Source organism: Microcoleus sp. K1-B1 (genome assembly GCF_036704705.1).
Lineage (GTDB): Bacteria > Cyanobacteriota > Cyanobacteriia > Cyanobacteriales > Microcoleaceae > Microcoleus.
Genome location: NZ_JAUBSH010000038.1, coordinates 23,588 through 45,133 on the forward strand (window position 1 = coordinate 23,588; position 21,546 = coordinate 45,133).

The window sequence follows — 21,546 nt, forward strand, 5'->3', positions numbered from 1 at the left end:
CATCATTTGTGAATTTCTTACTCCCTCCCCGCGGGTTCGGGGAGGGTTGGGGTGGGGTAAAAAATTTACGACTAATTTAGGATTGCTATATTGCACTAGGTTGCGTTGTCAAGTACAATCTATAAGCTTGCAATATAAAATTGAGTTAAGCAAATGCAAAAATACGTTTGTACAGTTTGCAATTACGTCTACGATCCAGAACTAGGCGACCCCGACGGAGGCATAGCTCCCGGTACACCCTTTGAAGATATCCCCGACGATTGGGTTTGTCCCACTTGCGGGGCGGTAAAATCGGATTTTGAACCAGAATAAGCGAGAAAAAATTTGTCCGATCGAATGCTCAAAATTACAATCATCGGTGGCGGTGCTGCGGGTTTTTTTAGTGCAATTACCTGTGCCAAAACCTACCCGCAGGCCCGCGTCACTTTACTAGAAGCTGGCCGACAACTCCTGGCAAAAGTTCGCATCTCTGGCGGCGGGCGCTGCAATGTGACTCACGCTTGTTTTGACCCCGGTGTTTTAGTGCAGAATTACCCCAGAGGAGGGAAAGCTCTGCGCGGTGCTTTTACTCGATTTCAACCCCGCGATACTGTAGAATGGTTTGCAGGTCACGGTGTGAAGTTGAAAACAGAAGAAGACGGGCGAATGTTTCCGATCACAGACGATTCGGCGACAATTGTTAACTGTTTGATTCGGGCTGCTGAGGATGCAGGCGTGAAAATTCGCACGGGTGATGCAGTCGTTTCTGTAAAGAAATTAACATTGGAGGGCGGGCACGGGGGCACCGCCCCTACATTTGAAATTGAGTTGAAATCTGGGGAGAAATTGAAGTGCGATCGCATTCTTCTCGCTACAGGCAGCAATCCATCGGGTTATAAGTGGGCAAAAGAGTTAGGTAATACTGTAGAACTGCCCGTTGCTTCTCTATTTACTTTTAATATTTCCGACAGCAGAATCAAAGATTTAGCCGGAATTTCTGTTCCTAATGCTAAGGTGAAATTGCCGGGAGCTAAATTAGAACAAAGCGGGCCTTTGCTAATTACTCACTGGGGTTTAAGCGGGCCTGCTGTACTCAAACTTTCTGCTTGGGGTGCGAGATTTTTGCACGATCGCCATTATAAAACCTCTGTGCTGATTAATTGGCTTCCCCAGTACAATGCGGAAGTTTTGCGACAGCAACTGCTAGCGGTTAAGTCGCAGTTGTCGCACCGATTGATTGTCTCTAGCTGTCCGTTTCCGGTGCCGCGCCGCCTGTGGGAACGCTTGACAAGTTCGATCGGCATTGATGAGCAAAAACGCTGGGCCGACTTATCTAACAAAATCCTCGATCGCCTCCTGCAAGAACTCGTTCAAGGCGAATATCAGATTGCCGGAAAAGGCGCATTTAAGGAAGAATTCGTCACCTGCGGCGGTGTCAACCTCAAAGAAGTCGATTTCAAGACAATGGAAAGCCGCCGCTGTCCCGGACTTTTCTTTGCCGGCGAAATCTTGGATATCGACGGCGTGACGGGCGGTTTCAACTTCCAAAGTGCTTGGACTACGGCGTGGTTGGCCGGGAACGCGATCGGCAAATGATACCATTTTAGATTTTAGATTGGTCAATAAAGGTGTAGGAGTTACGATCGGGCGATCGGCTTGCCAATATTAAGTTTTGTGTTATTTTTGAATTAAGGCGCACCAAATGTGTGTCAACTTCAGCTTGTAGACACAATTCGCAGTTTTGCGTCCTTCAACATCGGGTGAGATACATGAAAAACTTGAATCTAAAAACCCTAAAGTTCGATCGCAACCTTGAGGGCCATATTGACTCACCTTTCATCGAAAAAAATGGCTTGCTGGAACTCAACCCCAAATTTATCACTCCCGAATTTTTAACAGCCTGGACGTTTGAAACACACCTGTACGACGAACAAGTTGCGATCGACCACTTTGTCCTCACATTCCCTAGCCGCACCGAACTCGAAAACTACCCCAAATCTTTTTACCCCTTCGGCGCCAAAACAGTTGAAGGCCCCGACTTGTTCCCGATTAACTTTTGTGCGGACAACATTAATGTTCCCTGCGACTTGTGGCTGCATTTAATGACCTTATTAATGCCAGTCGGCGGCTTAGTAGTATTAGATGCGCCCCACGCACCGGGCGACCAAACAGACCGCTTCCAGCAAGAAAGAGGATTAGAAGCAGTTCACCACGTAGCGATTCGAGTTGAAAACGTGCAGAATGCTGCTAAGATATGGCAAAATAAAAACTTTAAACCGCTATCAGAGCATCCTCTAAACTCCGGCTCATTAACCCAGTGGTTTGTGCAAAACCCCGCCGGACAAATTCTCGAATTAATAGAACGTCGCCCCGGCAACAACGCCACCTTTGACTGCAAAAACATCGCAGGTTTGCGCCTTAGTGAAGTCGCCAGTCAGTAGTCAGTAGTCAGTTGGCAGTAGTCAGTAGTCATTAGTTGACGGTTAACAGTTAACAGTCAACAGTCAACAGTCAACAGTCAACAGTCAACGGTTAACAGTCAACAATGCCCAATGCCCAATTCCCAATGCCCAATTCCCAAATATATGGTTGCAATAAAAATCCCCAAAGTCACCATTCAACCCCCAACATTCAACTCAATTGAAGAAGAACGCCGCCACCGCAAACAGCGTTTAGCCGCCGCATTCCGATTATTTGCCCGCTTCGGATTCAGCGAAGGAATTGCCGGACACATCACCGTCCGCGACCCCGAACACCTAGACCATTTCTGGGTTAATTCTTTTGGAATGCACTTTAGTTTAATTCGAGTCAGCGACCTAATTTTAGTCAACCACAAAGGCGAAGTAGTTGAAGGAAATAAACCCGTAAACGAAGCAGCATTTGCCATTCATTCCCAAGTGCACAGCGCCCGCCCCGACGTAATTGCAGCAGCCCACGCTCATTCTCCCTACGGCAAAAGTTGGTCGAGTTTGGGCCGCCTGCTTGACCCGCTAACCCAAGATGCTTGTTCTTTTTATCAAGACCAAGCTTTATTTGACGATTACACCGGAGTTGTTTTGGAAATCGAAGAAGCTAAACGCATCGCCAAAACTTTAGGTGAGAAAAAAGCGATTATTTTACAAAATCACGGACTGTTAACAGTAGGTCAAACAGTAGATGAAGCGGCTTGGTGGTTTATTGCAATGGAACGTTCTTGTCAAGCGCAGTTAATGGCCGAAGCAGCAGGAAAACCAATTCTCATCAAGCCAGAATGTGCGCGTTTAACACAGCAACAAGTAGGGTCTCACCGCATGGGATGGTTTAGCTTTCAACCGCTTTATGACATGATTGTGCGTCGGGAACCTGACTTATTAGATTAGCAACTAGGCGGTTGAAACCGCTACTACACAAACACATTCCGCCTGCGGCGAATCAAGAATGAAGGGGGTATTAAAGCCGGATTTAGTATCAGAAGTGCAAAATTTATCAATTCATCCTGACACGGATTCCAGCCAAGCTATCAAATCCTCTTGACTGGTAAAATCTAACAATATTTCTCCTAAATCCTCTAATTGTTCGAGAGATAACTGTTGGATGCGAGTTTGAATTTCCGGCGAAATTTCACCAGTGCGCCGCGCCACTTGACGCAGAATTAATGCTGTTTGCCCCTCAATTAGACCTTCTTGGCGACCTTCTTGGCGACCTTCTTGGCGACCTTCTTGCATCCCCTTAATAACAGCACCGCGTTGGTCTTCAAAGAACATTTCCCGCTTTTCTAATGATGCTAACTCGTCAAGGTTTAAGGTAGACCTGTTAGCAATGTTAAAAGCTGTTTGAATTTCGGGTACTGACGCCAATTTATCCGGTATTTCCTCCAGTTCAGGAGCATTTTTTATAAAATAAATCCAGCTTTGAATCAGATTTTCAACTTGTTCTAATTTTTTGTTAAACTTTGGTAGTTCAACAAAAACTAACTCTATTTCCCGATAATACTCGAAGTTTTCTTCGACTTCTTTAAATACAAAATGTGAGAGAAACTTTTCGGTATTTTCAAACAGGATAAAATCAGTAATTGTGAGAGCGATGAGAGGATTTAATTTTGAGTAGCCTTCTCTCCGTTTGAGTTGAGTTGCGTAGGTTTTTGCTGCATTATATATAACGCGCTTAGTAAAAGCTTCTACATTGATGACCTGCATTTCGATAATTACAGTTTTGTTGCCCGTAATTTTTGCTTTGACATCCAGGTAAGTGTCTTTTAACCCAGTAATGCTCGGTGCGGCGTAGGGATCGATGATTTCTAAGTCTGTAATTGTCGGCTCTGCGTTGTAGAGCATGGCATTTAGGAAGCTAATCAAAACTTCTTTGCTCTGGGGCGAAGCAAAGATTTTTTTGAAACCAAAATCTGTCTTAGGATTTATGAAATTCATAATTTCTAATTAGTAATTGGTGTTTAATTGGGGTAATTATATCACAAAAGTCCTTCCATTTCTAAGTCTTCAATTATCTGCAATCCTCGCGGGTCGCCGACTCGCAATAGCGAAGATTTAGCATCTTCCCGCACGCCCATATCTTCATCTTCTTCTAAAGCTTCAATCAGACCATCGATCGCCCCAGCGTACACTATATTATTCGGCAATTCGCGGGCCAGTTGCCCGATCGCCCAAGCGGAATTACTTCGCACAGCAGACACAGCATCTCCCCGCAGCGCTTCAATCAACGGCGGAATCGCCGCAATCACCACATAGTAACCAACTTTTGCCATTTGACCCAGAGAACTCGCCGCCCACAAACGCACCGCCGAAATATCTGTTTTCAGAGCATCAATTAAAGATGGCAAAGCGCGGTGGTCCCTGCAATTTCCCAAAGCCCAAACTACCCCTTTGCGAACGTAACCGTTCCAATCGCGGTTAAGCTGAAGAATCAGTGGTTCCACAGCATCGGGACTCGGATTTCGCCCCAACGCATAAGCCGCGCTGACTCGCACCAAGGGGCAACCGTCTCTCAACAAATTAATTAAATGCGAAATTGCTCGATCGTCCTGCAGTTCGCAAAAAGCCCGCGCCGCAATCATCCGGTGCTGAGGTTCCGGGGATTCCAGCAAAGGCAGCATTTCATCGGGATCTGGCAGCGGGGGTTCGGATTCGTCAAAATGATCCAAAGGGCTTTCCAGTTCCGTGTCAGTATCAAGGGCGTTGGAGTAGTCGTTATTGTTCATAAAAAAACTTTACCGCACAGAGGATGCTCCTAAGCAACTCAGTCAGCAGTCAGCACTCAGCAGTCAATAATTGTAGGGGGCGCTTGTCAGCAACAGGCTTTTCGGCCTGTTCCACAACAGATAAATTTTCTTGTGGAACAGGCTTTTCGGCCTGTTCCTAAAAGGCTAATTGAGAATGGTGCAACATATGACTTACTACAAACAAATTCCTCTGCTGTCACCTAAGTTTGTAGTGAGGACTTCAGTCCTCATAATTGCTGTCACCTAAGTTTGTAGTGAGGAATTCAGTCCTCATAATTGGGATGAATCAGGACCTTAACCCTGATTCCAAACCAGTAGAATTTATATTTCAAAGGGATTTGAGCATCGAGAGGGAATGAGTTTGATAGCCTAATTTTTGATAGAGATTCACCGCAGGCTGATTGCTCAGAAATACTTGCAAACCAATTTGCCGATCGCCCCTTTCCCGCGCCCAATTTTCAGCATGAATAACTAAAGCTGCACCGACTCCTAGACGGCGATGTTCCGGTGCTACGTAAAGCAAAAAAATGTGAGCGTAGCGTTCTCCGGTGGTTTGGTCGATCGCATTTCCCAACCACAAACATCCGACAACCGATGTCAGATTTTGGGCTTGAGATGAGGGATTGAGATACTGCGAGGGAAGCGCCGGCAAAATTTCTGCCTCTTCCTGGGTGTTTTTCTGGCACTCTACCCACCAAACCGGCGTCTGGTTAGAAAAATACTGCTCGACAGTTTGAGCCAAATGTCCCAATTCCCCATCCGGGTAAAGCTCTCGGTAAGTCCGGTGCATAAACTTTACCAGTTTTGCTCGATCGACTCCAGATCCTGAGCGCAGCCCGTAGCCCGGTATTAATTGAGCAGACATCAGCTCAGCGGACACGGAAAGCGGCATAATTTAGCCCCAAGAAAATTGGATTCACCACTGCCGCTTGCTTTTGGGGGATCGCTTCCTCAATCGGTGCCGGGGCAGCCATGTCACCAGGCAAAAAGATGCGAGCACTGACTGCTACCAGAGCCGCGAAAAATACTAATACCGCTATTAATGGAGCAATGTATTGACGAATGATACCCATAACCGCAAAAACTTAATTCTTGAGTTGATATTATCAAGTGTACCATACAAATCTTGTCAGCTATAATGGCTGCCATTGGACAATTAGCTCAAGCCTGAGCGATCGCAAATACCAACAAACAGAAAATATAATATTATGAGTGCCTCGCCTGCTGTTTATGAAGCTCTGGCTAAATCAATTGTTTTTTTGAATCAAAAACCGAGCGCGCAAAATGAAGTTTCGAGTTTCCTAGATACTAATGGCTACTATATCGATCGCATATTTGACGACCCAGAAACAAACTTTTATGCGATCGGGTTCGGTTCATCCAATCCAGAAAACCCGCCCGCCCTCGTATTTAAAGGTACAGACTTCATCGACGGCGACGCTATCTTTTCCGACTCACGGGACATTGGTTTACCTGAATTTGAAAAGAACAAAGATAATATCCAAAATTGGCTCACAGAAATCGGTCAAAATACTGGTAAAAACCCCAACAAATTATTGCCCGATGTCATCGGGCACAGTTGGGGCGGAGCAGTCGCTCAAATTGTAGCAACCGAATACACAACTCTGATCGGCGATATCTTTACTTTCAACTCTCCGGGAGTATCAGCGAGTACATTCACCAGTTTTCGGAGAAATCTCGGCAGAGTCGGCAACAAAAATGTCACTCACTACATTGTCAGCGGAGATGTAGTCAGCTTGTTTGGGGAAGCCTTTATTCCGGGTAAAGTATTTATCCAAAGTTTTACCGATCCGAGTATTAATCCCTTAACTGTTTTGGCAAAACATCGAACTGAAAATTTGTTAACTACTCCGCCCGTGGGTTTTTTGCAGAGGCAAATTTCCGTAGAACAATTAAACAGTCCCGAATTTACTTATAACAACGATTCAGATTTTAACGAGTTTATCGCTGCGATGAATTTGGCCCTGCCCAATGTGTCAGTCGCCATCAGAAGCAGAGGCGGTGCAGAGAGTGTGAGAACAGCACCAGAATTTTCTTTTGTGCAGTTGATCAGACAAATGCAATTCGGTTTAGCTCCCTTACAACCGAATTATTTATCAGGCGACGCTCGCAACAATACTGCTACCGGGGGCCCTGGAGAGGATACAGTTATCGGCAACGGCGGTAACGATACTCTCAGAGGCAATCGAGGTAATGACAGCATCATCGGTGGTGATGGCGACGATTTCTTGTACGGCGGTAGAGATAACGATTATTTGGAGGGTGGCGACGGAAACGATTTGGTTTCCGGCGAGTTGGGCAACGATTTTTTAATTGGTGGTGCGGGGCGCGATCGCTTTGTATTGGAATCAGGTGGCGGAGCCGATGTAATTGTAGATTTTCAAGATTCTCAAGATTTAATTGTACTGTCGCGGGGTCTAACTTTTCCTCAAATTAGAGTAACCCAAGGTGGTGACGGAGTTTTAATTAGTATCCCGATTACTGGGGAAATTCTTGCTACTCTCAGAGGCGTAGTTGCCAGCGATATTACGCGGGTAGATTTTGTATAGCTTTAGGGTGCTCAAAATTTGTATTTTTGGTGGCGCAAAACCTGCCTAGGTTTTGTAGCAAGAGGTTTTTTTGTATTAAAAAATATCTTTTAATTTGCCCCTAAAAATCCCATAAAAATGACCAATTAATATGGTCAATAAACGAAGTTTAGAGTAAACTTAGTTAAGTAGCTTAAAAACTAATTCCCCATCAAACTACAGGAAATAAAAAAATATGCCCTCCTCCCCCGCCGCTTACGAAACTATAGCCAAGCAAATTGTTTACATAGATGACGAGCCCGAGTTTCAAACTTTAGTTCAAACAGGTTTGAGTGCTGCTGGCTATCAAATCGATCGCACCTTTGACGATCCCGGAACTGGATTTCACGCGATCGGCTTAATTTCCACCACCCCAGACAAACCGCCAGTTTTGGTATTTCGCGGCACCGACTCGCTCACAGACGATATTGCCAACGGAGACCCGCGCGGCACCGGTTTCAACCAATTTGAAGCCAACAAACAAGCATTAGGAAATTGGCTGACCCAAATCAGTCAAGATACAACCAAAAACCCCAGCCGCTTGCCACCAGACCTTCTAGGACACAGCTTGGGCGGCGCCATAACGCAACTAGCGGCCACTGAATTCACATCTGCGATCGGAGATGTTGTCACCTTCAATTCTCCCGGAGTTGCTCAAAGTACAGTCAATTCATTTAAGCAGAAAGTCGGTGCCGGAAAAAATGTAACTCACTACGTAGTTGAGGGCGATTTTGTTAGTTTGGGAGGAGAAGCTTTTCTCCCCGGAAAAGTAGTTCTTCAAACATTTACTAACCCGGTTATCAACCCGCTACTTGTCTTGGACAAGCACACGCAAAGCGGTTTGTTAACTTCTCCACCTCCCGGCTTGACTCAGAAAGAAATCTCTGTAGACGAGTTGAGCCGCCCTGATTTCACTTTCACAGATTCAGATTATTTAGAGCTGTTAGCTGGCTTAGACTTTGCACTGCCCGCCTTGGCAACCTCCCTGGAATCGCGCAGCAGTTTAGAGCAATTAAGAACCACTCCGGGAGCCTCATTTTTAGCAAACGTTGCAGCAATGCAAACTGCTCTAGATCCATCCCAAAGTAATAATTTATTCGGCGACGATACCAACAATACAGCATCAGGTTTTGGAGGTGACGATATTATCACGGGCAATGGGGGAAACGACACTCTCAGCGGCAACAAAGGCAACGATATTATCAGCGGTGGCAGCGGCAACGACCAGCTATTAGGCGGCAAAGGGGATGACAATTTGAGCGGTGGAGAAGGAGACGATACACTCATTGGCGCAGGGGGTGCGGATCTCTTAATCGGTGGCACTGGACGCGACGTATTGGTGTTAGGAGCAGGTGCCGGTACAGATACACTTATAGACTTTCAAAAGGGTCAAGATTTAATCGGTTTGAGCGGAGGTTTGAGCTTCAACCAATTGAGAGTTACTCCAGGCGATTTTATAACGACGATCGAAATTGCCAGTAACGGCGAAGTTCTTGCCAGTATTACTGGCATTCCAAGTAGTCCGCTAACAGCTAGCGATTTTATTGCGATTTAGTTGGCGGCTGGCAATACAGATATTGGGTAGGGACACAACATTGTTGTGTCCTTATTTTGTCTTATGAACGCAAGCGCACACAATTTATACTCGTTCGATGATTCAAAACATCAATATTCCAGCAGGGGCAGGTTCACCGAAATCTCGAAAAAAAAGTGCAGACATTGGTAAACCGGCGTTGCATAATTGCGGGATGATTTTGATTGCTTTGTGGGATGGGCGTCCCGCCCGTCCAGTGTATTTTCACAGCAGGCGGGACGCCTAACCCCTACTCCCCACAAGAATCATCCTCAAATTGTGCAACGCGGGTAAACCCCCCCACCGGGATCTTATAATTATAGCGATCGGACTTGATATTAATCGAAATCGTCCAGTCCAGGCCTGGGCATGGATGCTAATTTTTTCTCATCTTCTAGGGGCAGAAAGAAAATCGTCAGCATACCGGGAATCACAGCCAGCGCGCTCATCAAAAAATAATTTTGATAGCCGAGATTCGCCTGCAAGTAGCCGCTAAAAACGCCCGGAATCAGCACTCCTGCGGCCATAAAAGCAGTTGTAATTGCATAGTGAGATGCTTCGTATTCAGGGCGGACAGTCCGCATCAAGAACACTGTATAGGCAGCTACGCCAAGTCCGTATGTAAATTGCTCGATCGAATTTACAGCATAAGCCCATTCAATCCCCGGTTGATTGATTGCCAACAGCCAATACAGCACGTTAGTCGAATTTTGCAGAATTGCCGTCGGCCACATCCATTTTTTCAATCCTTGTTTGGCAATCAAATAGCCGCCCAGCAACCCTCCAATTAACAGAAACATTACCCCTAAAGTACCGGATAATAAGCCCATATCTGACGTAGAAACTGCTAATCCTCCTTTCTCAACTTTATCCATTAAAAATGGAGGAGCCATTTTAAACGTCAAGGCATCGCCCAAGCGAAAAATCAAGACGTAAGCCACAATCCAACCTATTTTATCTTGCTGAAAATATGTTTTGAATGCTTCAATAAAGCTGGTTCTTTGTTGAGGAGTGTCGGATTCCAGATCGTAATTGCGAGGATAGGGAAGATACCACCGCTGAAAAAGATATATCAGCACAAACATAATCGCACAAATGCCAAAGGCTGTCGCCCATCCGTAGTTAAGCGCAGACACGCTAAAATCCGAACCGAAAAGTGACAGCGGAATGTTTTGATATATTTTGGTGTCGCCTGTATTTCCGGTGATTAAATGCTGTTCGGCCAGTTTCCCGGCTAAGAAAACCAATAAACCGCTACCGGCAATGACAGCACCTCTATAAGCGGTGTTGCGAACCCCGACAAATAGTGCTTGTTGGTCTTTATTGAGAGTGTTTAAATAAAATCCGTCAATGGCGATGTCGTGAGTAGCTGATACAAAGGCGATCGCGGTAAAGATCACAAGCGATATAATAATCGGTGCCGGCGTCAATACACCAAAAGCGAGGAAAGCAAACAGAAAAGCACAAATGATTTCGGTTGTTAAAATCCACTTGCGTTTGGTGGAATACAAATCAACTACCGGGCCCCACAAACCTTTTAAAACCCAGGGAAAAGACAACAGACTTGTCAATCCGATCAATTCGTTGCTGGTTCCCATACCTTTCAAAAAAATCACCGACATTAAATTAACGACGGTGTAAGGGAGACCTTGAGCGAAGTATAATACTGATACCCACAATCCAGCGTTATGCTTTTTTTCCATTGCAGAGATATTTTACCTAGTTACTTATTTGATTTACTGAGTGCGATCGACAATTCCGGTCAATTCAACCCCTGGCATCACAGTATATGCTATTCCGATACCAGCGGCAGCCATATAAATAGTTTATTTTAGCATCATTATGGCTCACAAATATTTTCATTTTTGGAATAAGCCTGCAAAAGATGTTCTCCGTTAAAACTTAAATCTTGCACCATTGTCAAGAACAGGCAAGATGCCTGTTCCACAAAGAGTGTATTTCTTGTGGAACAGGCATCTTGCCTGTTCCTAAACAAGTAATTGACAATGGTGCAATATCTCAGTTAAAATGAACGAGGTAAGCGCGAACATTCTTTTCCCAGTCAGAACTCTCATAAGTTCGCAGCAGTTCTAAAGCATTTTCTTCTATCTGATATGCAGTTTTTGGACTATTCACCGGACATTCGGGACTGTCAGGATTAACAACAATTAAACCTGCATCTAAAAACTGATGCACCGTCTGGCGGCGCACAGTTTCCCGCGTATTTGGTGCATACTTTTTACCGTATTGCTGAGCCATAAATTCCATAATTGGTGTGATTCCCCGAAGTGGAGATTTTGCCAATTCCCAAGCATCCTTTGGCTTGAGGTCAAGCAAAGCCAGAAGAGTTAAGGCTGAACGTTCGTTAAGCTGACCTTTTGGAAAACCCAGCGCTGCAAGTATTTCTAGAGATTCCTCAATACGGTTCTTGATTGTCATCGGACTATTTTCTAACGGATTTGTTGCGTTCAGCAGTTGTCTCTCGACAAGTTGATCGAGTTCCCGCTGTGTAGGAAATATGTCTCCAATTTCACTACCAAGTAAAAGTAATTGCTCTAGATTAGGATACTTCAAATTGCGTAAATCCGTAGCATTAACTTGAGTGTGTCCGTTGAACAGTCGGAAAAACGCATCTACCAAACTCGAATTTAGATAAACTGCCAATCCCCGCGCGAGGGTGAGGTCTAATCCACGTCCCTGTTGGTGAAAGTAATTCAAATGGTTCTCAAAACCAACGCTAGAACTATTAATTTTATTGGCATCCCAGACAACTGCAACAATTCGCTTTTTCTCTTCCTTTGACGAGAAGCGCTTGCTCAAAACATAATGTTCGTTAGGTACGAGGAGTGCAGCAGTTTTTTCCGTGACGGCTAAAGCTTGATGCTTTCTCGTGGCTGTGGGATATTCAACACCGCCAGCCGAGAAGTGTGCGGGATAAATCAGCGGAACAGTACCGTCTTCAAGTTTTAGCCGCAAGTCAGAGCGAACACGAAAATCTACAACTTTTCCGGTAGAAACTGTTAAGCCTAATTCGTCTAGGGTGCAAGTAAATTGAGCTATTTGCTCGACTACTTTCTGGCTGACAGAATCCGGTAAAATCCGAATAAATTGCTCGGAATCTTGGGGATTAATTAGGGCGGTATAGGCCAGTTGGTGAGACAAAACCAGGTCGTCGCCCACGCTGCTGCTTGAGGTAATTAGTACAGTATCTGGCTGTTCTATTTGTTTGGTGGCGCGCACAATAATAGTTTCTTGCAGCACCGCATCATCGCGAAATGGCAACTGTCGGGATTCAAAGATATGTAGTTGGCGTAAAGCCATCATTTGAAGGAATACTTTGCGGAAATCTCGAAAGTATAAACCGTTGCAAAAGCTCCGGGGAGTAATCGATACTAATTCACCGTTTGGTTTGAGCAGGTGAGCAGCAGCAACTGTAAAGCCAGCGTAGAGATTGCTGGTTTCTAGTCCTATAGAACGGAGCAAGGTTCTGGCTTGGGATTTAGCGTCTATCTTGGCATAGGGTGGATTGATAATTGCATGGGTAAATTCCCGTTTTACTGGTTGTGTAAATAGATTGGGTTGCAACATATCGGCGCTGTCTTGAATAAAATCAATTTCGCGAACCTCACAGGTAAAAGATATCCCAAAACGCTGACATTCAATACTGCATACTTCTAAAGTTTGCTTGAGGTATTCAATCAAAATAAGGTCAATTTCATAAGCTGTAACGTGCAGGCTGCGTGGTTTGTTTGGGCGCTGACAAAGCTCGCAAACAACGGCTGCTAACAGGGAACCAATTCCAGCACCGGCATCTAAAAGCGATATATCGGGACAGTTAAATTCAAACAGTCCCGCCATCAAACTTGCGACTGAGGAAGGTGTTAAAAATTGTCCTTTTTCTCCTCTCTGGCTTTGCTGCAACTTTCGGGTTGCTTCTTTGCGCCAGCAATCTACTCGATCGAGTAAATTGCTGGCAGTTGAGTAGCTGTTACCCGGAAGGGCTAGCGTTTGAAAGTGCGGTACTATCATTTGTTCAAAAAGTGCTCGCGAGTTCAGTTTATTTTCGCCAAAATAGGAATCTCTACGCTATCATAGTACCAGTTTACTCTCTTCCCATAACAGCAAAGGGCAGCCATGAGTCAAGAAAATTTTACATTTCTCCTTGATAGCGAAAAAAAAGAGGCGCTGAAGGCGATCGCTACTGTCACCGATCGCGATTTAACTTATGTTTTGAACGAAGCGATCGCTTCTTACCTAGAAAATTATCAATGGCTGCTTGATGAGATTAACAAAAGCGTTGCCGAGGCGGAAGCTGGAGACTTTGCCAGCGATGATGAAGTTCAAGCAGTTTTTGTCAAATTGACTAATGAAAATTAAGTGGCTGCGACAAGCTTTGCGAAATCTAGAACAGGCTCACGCATATATTGTCAAAGACGATCCAGAGGCAGCAAGGCAATTAATTTTAAGGATTCAGAGTGCTGTATGTCAACTCGCCGAGTTTCCTTTTATGGGTAGAGTGGGTCGCGTAGAAGCTACTAGAGAACTTGTCATTTCCAATACCTCTTATCTCATCATCTATCAAGTAAAAGAAGAAAACGTAGAAATTCTCCGTATCCTTCACAGTTCAAGAAAGTATCCAGAAAATTAGGTGATGTTGCCGACGCGATTCTGGGCGCCAGCCATCTACTCGATCGAGTAAATTGCTTGCAGTTGAGTAGCTGTTACCCGGAAGGGCTAGCGTTTGAAAGTGCGGTACTATCATTTGTTCAAAAAGTGCGATTTCGAGTTCAGTTTATTTTCGCCCAAAACTGCACCGATATGCAAAAATGTCAAGCGCACTAGAAAATATATAACTTATCCAAAAGTATGTTGACTGTTCATATAGCTAGATAGGGAGGTAGCTAACGATGACACAAACTCAAACCAAGCGTTATGATTTTACTTAAGTATCTAGGCCTAAATCATGACAACTATCAACTGGAATGAAGTTTTAGATAGTATTTCAGAGAATGCAGAAGAGTCAGAAGTCGAAGATCGATTTGTCAAACGCCTTCTTACTGCACTGGGATTCACATCTGATGAGTGGGTACAACAGTTTAAAACAGGAAAGGGTACTGCTGATTTTGCTGCTCGCAAGAATCACGATGATGATAAATTTTCAGTGGCTAAGATTAACCCATACTTAATCATTGAAGTTAAAGGGAGAGTATCAGGAAATGCCATCATTAACTTAGCAGAAGGTACTCCCGCGTACAAAAAAGCTAAAGAACAGATAACCGGTTATCTTCTTGCTCCTAAGTGCCAAACATCTCAATGGGGTATGATCACTAACTCAACAGATATCCAGCTATTCCGTAAACATGGTAAAATCGTATTGCCTGCTACTGACTGCATGAGGATAACCAAAGATAATATTATTGAAATTATTACTAAAATTAAGAACTTGCTGGAAAACCCACCCAAAGCTTTAACAATTTGCATCTATAATGATAAAGGAGGTGTGGGAAAAACTACAACTACAATCAACTTGGCTGCGATTCTTCGACAACAGCACAAAAAAGTGCTTGTTGTTGACTTCGATCCACAACAAGGAGATTTAACCGATTCATTAGGCTTACAGGAGGGAAAAGTCAAATTATCTGATTGCCTGGTTGATCAAGCATTGAATGTTAAAGAAACTCTTCAAGCATTTAATCTGAAGGATAAAGCAGGTCTATTAGTTAAGGTGTTTGATGTCATCCCATCTGATTCAGAATTATCGAAGTTCATGGCTTATGATTATGAAGCACAAATTGAGAAAGGTTCAGCAAAGCTGCGAGATTTGCTTGATATTTTTGTTCGTAATTATGATTACATCTTAATTGATGCACCTACGAACTGGACTTTTTTTAGTAAAAGCTGTGTGATAGCTTCTGATGTAATCCTCATGCCAACAGAACACAATAATTTTTCATCTTTAAAAAATGCTGCTAAAGTGATTAAAGTATTCTTACCTGAAGTTAAGAAGCTTAGGCAGGACGGTGGCCCTATTGCCTTGCCGATATTTTTCAATAAACATAAAGAAACAGAGGCTTCTATCAAAAGAGCAAATGCAGAAATTAAAGCAATTCTTACACTGAAGAAAGGAGAGAATTATATTCTCGATCCTAATTTGTTACCCTATTATTGGCCTAAATCTATAAAAACGGTGATTGACACAACTATATTCAGTGTTCCAGAATATGAAGTTGTTTCAAGTGCAGCTTTTTCTCGAAAACCAGCGGTTTTTCAACACAAAAAAGCCGCTGAATATTACTTAAAATTAGCGAAGGAGTATTTTTTGTATGAGTAATTCTGAGAACATCGGTAAGTTAATGCACTTGAAGTTATCTAAAATTGAGTCAGCAGAACCCTGCTCTGAGTCAGAGTTTATCATTGCTGGAGCCGCCGAAGCCGTCTTGCACGCAGGTAATCGCAATTGGATTCCGATTATCGTTAAAGAAACAGGCGACTATCAGTATCAAGTTGTGAGCAATCACTTTGTCTATGCTGTAGCTCAACAAGCCAAATTAGATTTAGTATGGTGTATTGTCATTGACCCAAAACCATCAAATATTGAACAAGCGAAGATTCTAGCGCGAGAAGCAAATCCCCAAGTCAATCTGAGTACAGCATCAAAAGATACTATTATAGCTGTACTTAAATACTTAGTTAAAGAGCATAATTGGAAGAATGTAAAACCCGTTGAAACGGCAAATAAAATTGTAGATTCTAACCGTGAGCAATGGTCAGATTTCACCCCCCTGACTAAGTTACAATGTGGTTTGACTAAGGCGAGATTAGATTTGATTGGTAAAGTATTTTCTATATCACCGCCACCGCCACCACCGCCACCGCCTGAAGCAGTTAGCCTGAAACGTGCATCAAGAGATGAAATTTTAGATCGTCTCAATTACTTATCAACTAATAAAATAGGAGGCTTTGAAAATATCGATCCTGAAAAAACAGCCGATGCTATCTTCACCGCGAATAAAGGCAAGTGGAAAAGCCTAAATCCAATTTCCAAACTTGAATGCGGCATTGATACAGCCAAAATGAAAATCATTAAAACCGTATTTAGCCTGTAAAACTATGTTAAGTGGTGTAGCGGATTCAATTTACTGGCTCAACCGCTATATTGAAAGATCGGAAAATATCGCCCATTTTGCCGAGGTTAATTTTAATCTCATTCTCGACTCTCCCAGCGGTATTACTCAACTATTTACCGATCGACCCACTTAATGTACCATTGTGCGAAAATGTCAAGCGGACGCTCAAACCAAAAGTCCGTAAAGGACTGTTAAACGCTCTCTCACACATTTCTGATGCGAAATACCAAAACATTCTTTTTGTCAAGCTTGTTCCTGATTGGCTTAACAATTAGTTTTCTGCTGACTCCTGGTTGGTTCTCCAACTTCCCATCCCGCGCTAGCGCAACTATGCCGCCACAAACCCAAACCGCCGAATTTCGCGCATTCTGGGTGGACGCCTTCAACCCCGGCTTCAAAACCCCTCAAGAAGTCACAAAATTGATCGCAGACGCGCAGCGGGCAAATGCCAACGCGATCGTCGCCCAAGTCCGCCGCCGTGGCGATGCTTTTTACACGAGTGCGATCGAACCCCGCACCCTCGATCCCAACGTTCCCCCCGGTTTCGATCCCCTCCAAGATTTGATTGACAAAGCCCACGCCGCTGGCATTGAAGTACACGCTTGGATGGTGACGCTGCCCGTGGTTTCGGGCACCAAACTTCCCGCCGGTCACGTTTGGCAACAACACGGGCCTTCGGCCCCCGGCAGCGACAATTGGGCAATGCTGACTTACGGTGGGGAAGCCCAAGGCTATCTCGATCCGGGTCATCCAGACGCCGTAGATTATACTGTTTCCGTCTATTTGGACTTGCTGAAGCGCTACGATGTGGACGGCGTACAGTTGGATTATGTGCGCTACGGCGGGCCGACTTGGGGCTACAATCCGACTGCGATCGCCCGTTTCAATCAGCAAACAGGTCGATCGGGCAAACCCGCACCCACCGATCCCGCCTGGATGCAGTGGCGGCGCGATCAGGTGACAAATTTAGTGCGGAAGCTTTATGTAGAAAGCCTTGCGATTAAACCGCGCGTTAAAATTACCGCCGCCACGATCGCCTGGGGAGACGGCCCGAAAAACGATGCAGGGTGGTATCAAACGCAGCCTTACAAAGAAGTATTGCAAGATTGGCGCGCTTGGCTGGAAGAAGGGATCGTAGATATGGCGATGCCGATGACTTACCAGCGCGAGTACAAACGATCGCAAAAACTCGCTTATGACAACTGGATCGAGTACGCCAAAGACCACCAGTACAACCGCCAAATTGCGATCGGCCCCGGCAATTACCTCAACTACATTGAAGACACTCTAGGCCAGATTCGTCGCGCCGAACAGCCGTCTGCGAAAGGGAATAACGTAGCCGGTACCGTGCTGTATTCCTACGCTAGCAGCAACGTCTACACGAATGTGGAACTGCGATCGGGCGGTAGCGGTGATTTGCCCCGCCAGCCTTGGAAATACGTTCCCCAAAGCAACGATTTGTTTTACACCGCGCTTTCTGTGCCGAGTCAATACGTTGATGCTGCGACGGGCAAAACCTATGAAACTCAGCCTGTGTGGGCGACAGCAGCAGCGGTTCCCGATATGCCTTGGAAGTCGCGACCGACTACAGGTGCGATCGCCGGAAATTTGCAGCGGTGCGCTCAAACTTGCGACGGTGCCAGCTTGACATTGCAGTCGATCGATGCTGCTGGCCAGGTGCGTCAACTGCGCGCCGATGGCAAAGGATGGTTTGGGGCGATCGAGCTTTCTCCGGGAACTTATCAGTTGAAAGTTGACGGAAGTCAAATTCAACAAACAGTTAATGTTGTCGCCGGTGAAGTAACAAAAATCAATCTCGGAGCATCTTAACTGCTCTACTCGTTACTCGTTTACTCGTTACCCGGCTCTGCCTGGTAACGCCTATCCGGAGGCTCTGCCTCCAATTTCGATAAAAGCTTGCGAGGCAGAGCCTCTAGATATCGGTTTCCAGGCAAAGCCTGGGAACCAGTTAAATCAGTTATAAATTTATCCATCGGGATATGCTAACGACAGAAGCCCCTTTCACGCTCCGTAAATGGACAGTTAAAGAGTATCATAAGCTGGGAGAAATCGGAATTTTTCACCCCGAAGAACGAGTCGAATTAATTGAAGGAAATATTATAAAAATAAGTGCAAAAGGAACTCTTCACGCTGCCGCCACAAGACGCACTGCTAGCCTGCTGCACAATCTTCTGGGAAATCAGGCTCCTGTTTATAATAAAAGCCCGATCGCCCTTGATGACAATTCCGAACCCGAACCAGATATCGCCGTAGTCAGAATCGATCCTTTTGACTATGCGACTCACCATCCGACTCCCTCAGAGGTATATCTCATTATCGAAGTGGCAGACAGCAGCTTAACTTTCGATCGCGAAATTAAAGCTAAAATTTATGCGCGATCGGGAATTGCCGATTATTGGGTGCTAAATGTCAACGAAAGACAACTGCACGTTTTTCGAGAACCTGCGGAAGATGGGTATCAAAGCGAGGTTATTCTGGGAGAAAGCGCGATCGTTTCTCCGTTGCAATTTCCTACTTTTAATATCGCCATTCAGGCAATGTTGCCACCAATTATGCCATAGGTGCGCGCTGCGAACTTAATAATTTTTATTAACCGCAGAGGGCGCAGAGGACGCAGAGAGAGAGGCAAGTATTTAATCTGTTTGTAAAACCGCCAACTATTTTGAATTCATCGGCAATTTTATTTGCATACAAAATCGATACAATAAATCTAATAATCGCAGTCGGTTAAAACCGACTTAAGCTTTGAGCCAGGGGTTTAAACCCCTGGCGGACTGGCGAACTGGCGACATATTTACTGACAACATCTTTAAGGACTGAAGTCGTTACTACATACAAACCTAATCGCTTTCTAGAATGCTTGCGAGCAAAGCTTGCTGAGCGTGCATCCGATTTTCTGCCTGATCCCAAACGCGCGATTGACTGCCTTCAATCACTGCATCAGTAATCTCTTCATCTCGGTGGGCGGGCAAACAGTGCAATACAATTGCATTCTTATCTGCTAACTTCAGCAATTGTTCATTTACCTGATATGGCTTAAACAAAGGAATCCTGATTTTGGCTTCCTCTTCCTGTCCCATACTTGCCCAAACATCAGTATAAATCACTTGAGCATTCTTCACAGCAGCTTCTGCGTCCGTTGTCACAGTAACTTCTGTTTTTCCATTAGCAATATTCTTAGCTTTTTCCACTATCTCAGCATTTGGCTGGAAATCTTGAGGGCAAGCAATTCTTACATTCATTCCCGTCATTGCACAGCCCAACATCAGCGAATTTGCCATATTATTGCCATCGCCCAAATAAGTCAGTGTCAATCCTTCTAGCTTGCCAAAACACTCTTTTACTGTCATCAAATCCGCCAGGACTTGACATGGGTGTTCGTCATCTGTCAGGGCATTAATCACCGGAATTTTCGCATAATTGGCAAAAGTTGCTAAGTCCTTTTGCTCGAAAGTCCGAATCGCCAAAATGTCTAAATATCTGTCTAAAACCCTTGCTGTATCTACCAAAGGTTCGCCGCGGCTGACTTGGGTAACGTTGGGATTGAGGTCAATCACTTGCCCTCCCAATTTATACATTGCTACCGTAAAACTTACCCTGGTTCGCGTTGAAGCTTTGGAAAATAACAAGCCGAGAACTTTATTGCGTTTCAGCTTGACCATTCCCGATTTTAAACTGGTTGCTAGATCCAGCAAATAATTTAATTCGTCAATGCTTAAATCTGCCAGACTTAATAAATCTCGCCCTTTTAAGGAATCCATGCTTTCCCCCACACACAAATTTTTAACTTTGTCTTAAATCTTAGCCCGCAGAGGTAAATTTTGTTTCTGTAACCCCTAGTTGACATCTGCGGGTAAGGTTTATGCGGGCAATTGCTCGATCGCGCGATCGATCGAATCGCAACCTTGTTCAACCGTTTCTACCACAGCCAACACGCCCCGCAATTCCCCAGCGCCGGGGAAACCCTTAGCATACCAGGTTAAGTGCTTGCGCGCTTGGGAGACACCGCTTTCACCTTTATATTCCCACAAAGCCCGCAAATGTTCCTTAGCACATTCGAGGCGTTCAATTGGTGTCGGAGCTATCTTTTCCACACCAGTTTTCAAGAAATAATCAACTTCTCCCACCAAAAAAGGATAGCCCAAAGTTCCCCGCGAACACATCACTCCATCGGCGCCGGTTTCTTCCAGACATCGCATCGCTGCTTCCACTGAAAAAATATCCCCGTTAGCAATAACTGGAATTGATAAAACTTCTTTAACTCGGCGAATCCACTCCCATTTTGCCGGGCCGGTGTAACCTTGCGATCGAGTGCGGCCGTGCACGGTAATCATTTTTGCTCCCGCATCTTCCATCCGCTTCGCAAATTCCAAAATATTAATTTCTTTGTCAGTCCAACCAATCCTAGTTTTAACCGTGACAGGAACATCTACTGCTTCCACAACAGCCCGCACAATTGCCTCGGCCGTTTCTGGATCTCGCAGCAGGGAAGAACCGCCGCCGTTTTTAGTAATTTTGTTAACCGGACAGCCCATATTAATATCAACTGTATCCGCTCCTTCTGCCACTGCTTTCTGTGCCGCTTCTGCCAAGAAATCCGGCCGGCAGTCAAACAATTGAATGCTAATCGGCCGCTCGTTCGGGTCAACTTCCATAATTCTCGGCAGTTGCTTCACGTAGTGCAAACCCGTAGCGTTCACCATTTCCGTGTACATCATCGAATCCGGCGCGTAGCGGCGCACCAGGCGGCGAAATACCAAATCGGTAACGCCGGATAAGGGTGATTGCAGGACGCGGCTTTTAACTTCAAAATCGCCGATTTTGAGCGGAGTTGCTAACCTTTCTTTTAATTCTGGAGATAGAGCAAGCATAGTGGATCGCACTTTAATTCTAATATCTGTATATTATACTACACTTCCGATAGTTGACCGTTGTTAACTATATTTTTAGCCGATTATTGAGTGGCAGCTAAAAGTATATTTAACCTGACCGCAATGCCTATTTTACAGATTCCGATCGCCTGCATTTGAATATTTTTAAACC

At 44.8% G+C, this 21,546-nt stretch carries 20 protein-coding genes and 1 pseudogene; 13 read left to right on the plus strand and 8 right to left on the minus strand.

The window, feature by feature from the left end; translation table 11 throughout:
* The first annotated feature begins 153 nt into the window (after positions 1-153).
* The 4 genes from rd to QUA83_RS15805 all read left to right on the plus strand — a co-directional run bounded on the left by rd (position 154) and on the right by QUA83_RS15805 (position 3,338).
* The gene (rd, locus tag QUA83_RS15790) at positions 154-312 is read left to right on the plus strand and encodes a rubredoxin (RefSeq protein ID WP_333294103.1); all 159 of its coding nucleotides are present in this window, start codon (positions 154-156) and stop codon (positions 310-312) included.
* Positions 313-336: 24 nt separating this feature from the next.
* The gene (locus tag QUA83_RS15795; RefSeq protein WP_333294105.1) at positions 337-1,575 is read left to right on the plus strand and encodes an NAD(P)/FAD-dependent oxidoreductase; all 1,239 of its coding nucleotides are present in this window, start codon (positions 337-339) and stop codon (positions 1,573-1,575) included.
* A 173-nt stretch (positions 1,576-1,748) separates the two neighbouring features.
* Positions 1,749-2,420, plus strand: a complete 672-nt coding sequence (locus tag QUA83_RS15800) for a hypothetical protein (protein ID WP_333294107.1) — start codon at positions 1,749-1,751, stop codon at positions 2,418-2,420.
* Positions 2,421-2,564: 144 nt separating this feature from the next.
* Entirely contained in the window at positions 2,565-3,338 is a 774-nt protein-coding gene (locus QUA83_RS15805) for a class II aldolase/adducin family protein (RefSeq protein ID WP_333294109.1), read from the plus strand.
* Positions 3,339-3,449: 111 nt separating this feature from the next.
* On the opposite strand, the gene QUA83_RS15810 is transcribed toward QUA83_RS15805, so the two are convergent.
* The 4 genes from QUA83_RS15810 to QUA83_RS15825 all read right to left on the minus strand — a co-directional run bounded on the left by QUA83_RS15810 (position 3,450) and on the right by QUA83_RS15825 (position 6,267).
* Positions 3,450-4,385, minus strand: coding sequence for an Rpn family recombination-promoting nuclease/putative transposase (locus QUA83_RS15810; protein WP_333294111.1), 936 nt, complete (start codon positions 4,383-4,385; stop codon positions 3,450-3,452).
* 41 nt (positions 4,386-4,426) lie between these two features.
* Entirely contained in the window at positions 4,427-5,173 is a 747-nt protein-coding gene (locus QUA83_RS15815; protein ID WP_333294113.1) for a HEAT repeat domain-containing protein, read from the minus strand.
* Between the two features lie 349 nt (positions 5,174-5,522).
* Positions 5,523-6,059, minus strand: a complete 537-nt coding sequence (locus QUA83_RS15820) for a GNAT family N-acetyltransferase (RefSeq protein WP_333294115.1) — start codon at positions 6,057-6,059, stop codon at positions 5,523-5,525.
* Positions 6,060-6,063: 4 nt separating this feature from the next.
* Entirely contained in the window at positions 6,064-6,267 is a 204-nt protein-coding gene (locus QUA83_RS15825) for a hypothetical protein (protein ID WP_333052912.1), read from the minus strand.
* Positions 6,268-6,402: 135 nt separating this feature from the next.
* Here QUA83_RS15825 and QUA83_RS15830 point away from each other — a divergent pair, with 135 nt between their 5' ends.
* Both QUA83_RS15830 and QUA83_RS15835 read left to right on the plus strand, forming a co-directional pair.
* Positions 6,403-7,764 (plus strand): calcium-binding protein, encoded by a 1,362-nt coding sequence (locus QUA83_RS15830; RefSeq protein ID WP_333294117.1) that lies wholly within the window; start codon positions 6,403-6,405, stop codon positions 7,762-7,764.
* A 214-nt stretch (positions 7,765-7,978) separates the two neighbouring features.
* On the plus strand, positions 7,979-9,337 hold the full coding sequence (locus QUA83_RS15835) for a calcium-binding protein (protein WP_333294119.1): 1,359 nt from the start codon (positions 7,979-7,981) through the stop codon (positions 9,335-9,337).
* Positions 9,338-9,693: 356 nt separating this feature from the next.
* Here QUA83_RS15835 and QUA83_RS15840 read toward each other — a convergent pair whose 3' ends face one another.
* Both QUA83_RS15840 and QUA83_RS15845 read right to left on the minus strand, forming a co-directional pair.
* Positions 9,694-11,058 (minus strand): MFS transporter, encoded by a 1,365-nt coding sequence (locus QUA83_RS15840; RefSeq protein ID WP_333294120.1) that lies wholly within the window; start codon positions 11,056-11,058, stop codon positions 9,694-9,696.
* Positions 11,059-11,374: 316 nt separating this feature from the next.
* Positions 11,375-13,384 (minus strand): Eco57I restriction-modification methylase domain-containing protein, encoded by a 2,010-nt coding sequence (locus QUA83_RS15845; protein ID WP_333294122.1) that lies wholly within the window; start codon positions 13,382-13,384, stop codon positions 11,375-11,377.
* A gap of 105 nt (positions 13,385-13,489) precedes the next feature.
* Here QUA83_RS15845 and QUA83_RS15850 point away from each other — a divergent pair, with 105 nt between their 5' ends.
* The 7 genes and pseudogenes from QUA83_RS15850 to QUA83_RS15880 all read left to right on the plus strand — a co-directional run bounded on the left by QUA83_RS15850 (position 13,490) and on the right by QUA83_RS15880 (position 19,064).
* Complete coding sequence (locus tag QUA83_RS15850) at positions 13,490-13,732, plus strand: CopG family transcriptional regulator (RefSeq protein WP_333294124.1); 243 nt, start codon at positions 13,490-13,492, stop codon at positions 13,730-13,732.
* Complete coding sequence (locus QUA83_RS15855) at positions 13,722-14,003, plus strand: type II toxin-antitoxin system RelE/ParE family toxin (protein WP_333294126.1); 282 nt, start codon at positions 13,722-13,724, stop codon at positions 14,001-14,003. Before QUA83_RS15850 ends, QUA83_RS15855 begins: the two co-directional genes overlap by 11 nt.
* A 315-nt stretch (positions 14,004-14,318) precedes the next feature.
* The gene (locus QUA83_RS15860; RefSeq protein ID WP_333294129.1) at positions 14,319-15,686 is read left to right on the plus strand and encodes an AAA family ATPase; all 1,368 of its coding nucleotides are present in this window, start codon (positions 14,319-14,321) and stop codon (positions 15,684-15,686) included.
* Positions 15,679-16,461: a Rho termination factor gene (locus QUA83_RS15865; RefSeq protein WP_333294131.1), complete on the plus strand. Its 783-nt coding sequence runs from the start codon at positions 15,679-15,681 to the stop codon at positions 16,459-16,461. Before QUA83_RS15860 ends, QUA83_RS15865 begins: the two co-directional genes overlap by 8 nt.
* A 4-nt stretch (positions 16,462-16,465) precedes the next feature.
* Positions 16,466-16,591: pseudogene (locus tag QUA83_RS15870) on the plus strand (alpha-E domain-containing protein); the annotation flags it as partial.
* A gap of 107 nt (positions 16,592-16,698) precedes the next feature.
* Positions 16,699-18,312, plus strand: coding sequence for a family 10 glycosylhydrolase (locus QUA83_RS15875; protein WP_333294134.1), 1,614 nt, complete (start codon positions 16,699-16,701; stop codon positions 18,310-18,312).
* A gap of 170 nt (positions 18,313-18,482) precedes the next feature.
* Complete coding sequence (locus tag QUA83_RS15880; protein ID WP_333294136.1) at positions 18,483-19,064, plus strand: Uma2 family endonuclease; 582 nt, start codon at positions 18,483-18,485, stop codon at positions 19,062-19,064.
* A 279-nt stretch (positions 19,065-19,343) separates the two neighbouring features.
* Here QUA83_RS15880 and argF read toward each other — a convergent pair whose 3' ends face one another.
* Together argF and dusB are read right to left on the minus strand one after the other, a co-directional pair.
* Positions 19,344-20,264, minus strand: coding sequence for an ornithine carbamoyltransferase (gene argF / locus QUA83_RS15885; RefSeq protein WP_333294138.1), 921 nt, complete (start codon positions 20,262-20,264; stop codon positions 19,344-19,346).
* A 99-nt stretch (positions 20,265-20,363) separates the two neighbouring features.
* The gene (gene dusB, locus QUA83_RS15890; RefSeq protein ID WP_333059203.1) at positions 20,364-21,374 is read right to left on the minus strand and encodes a tRNA dihydrouridine synthase DusB; all 1,011 of its coding nucleotides are present in this window, start codon (positions 21,372-21,374) and stop codon (positions 20,364-20,366) included.
* Positions 21,375-21,546: the final 172 nt, after the last annotated feature.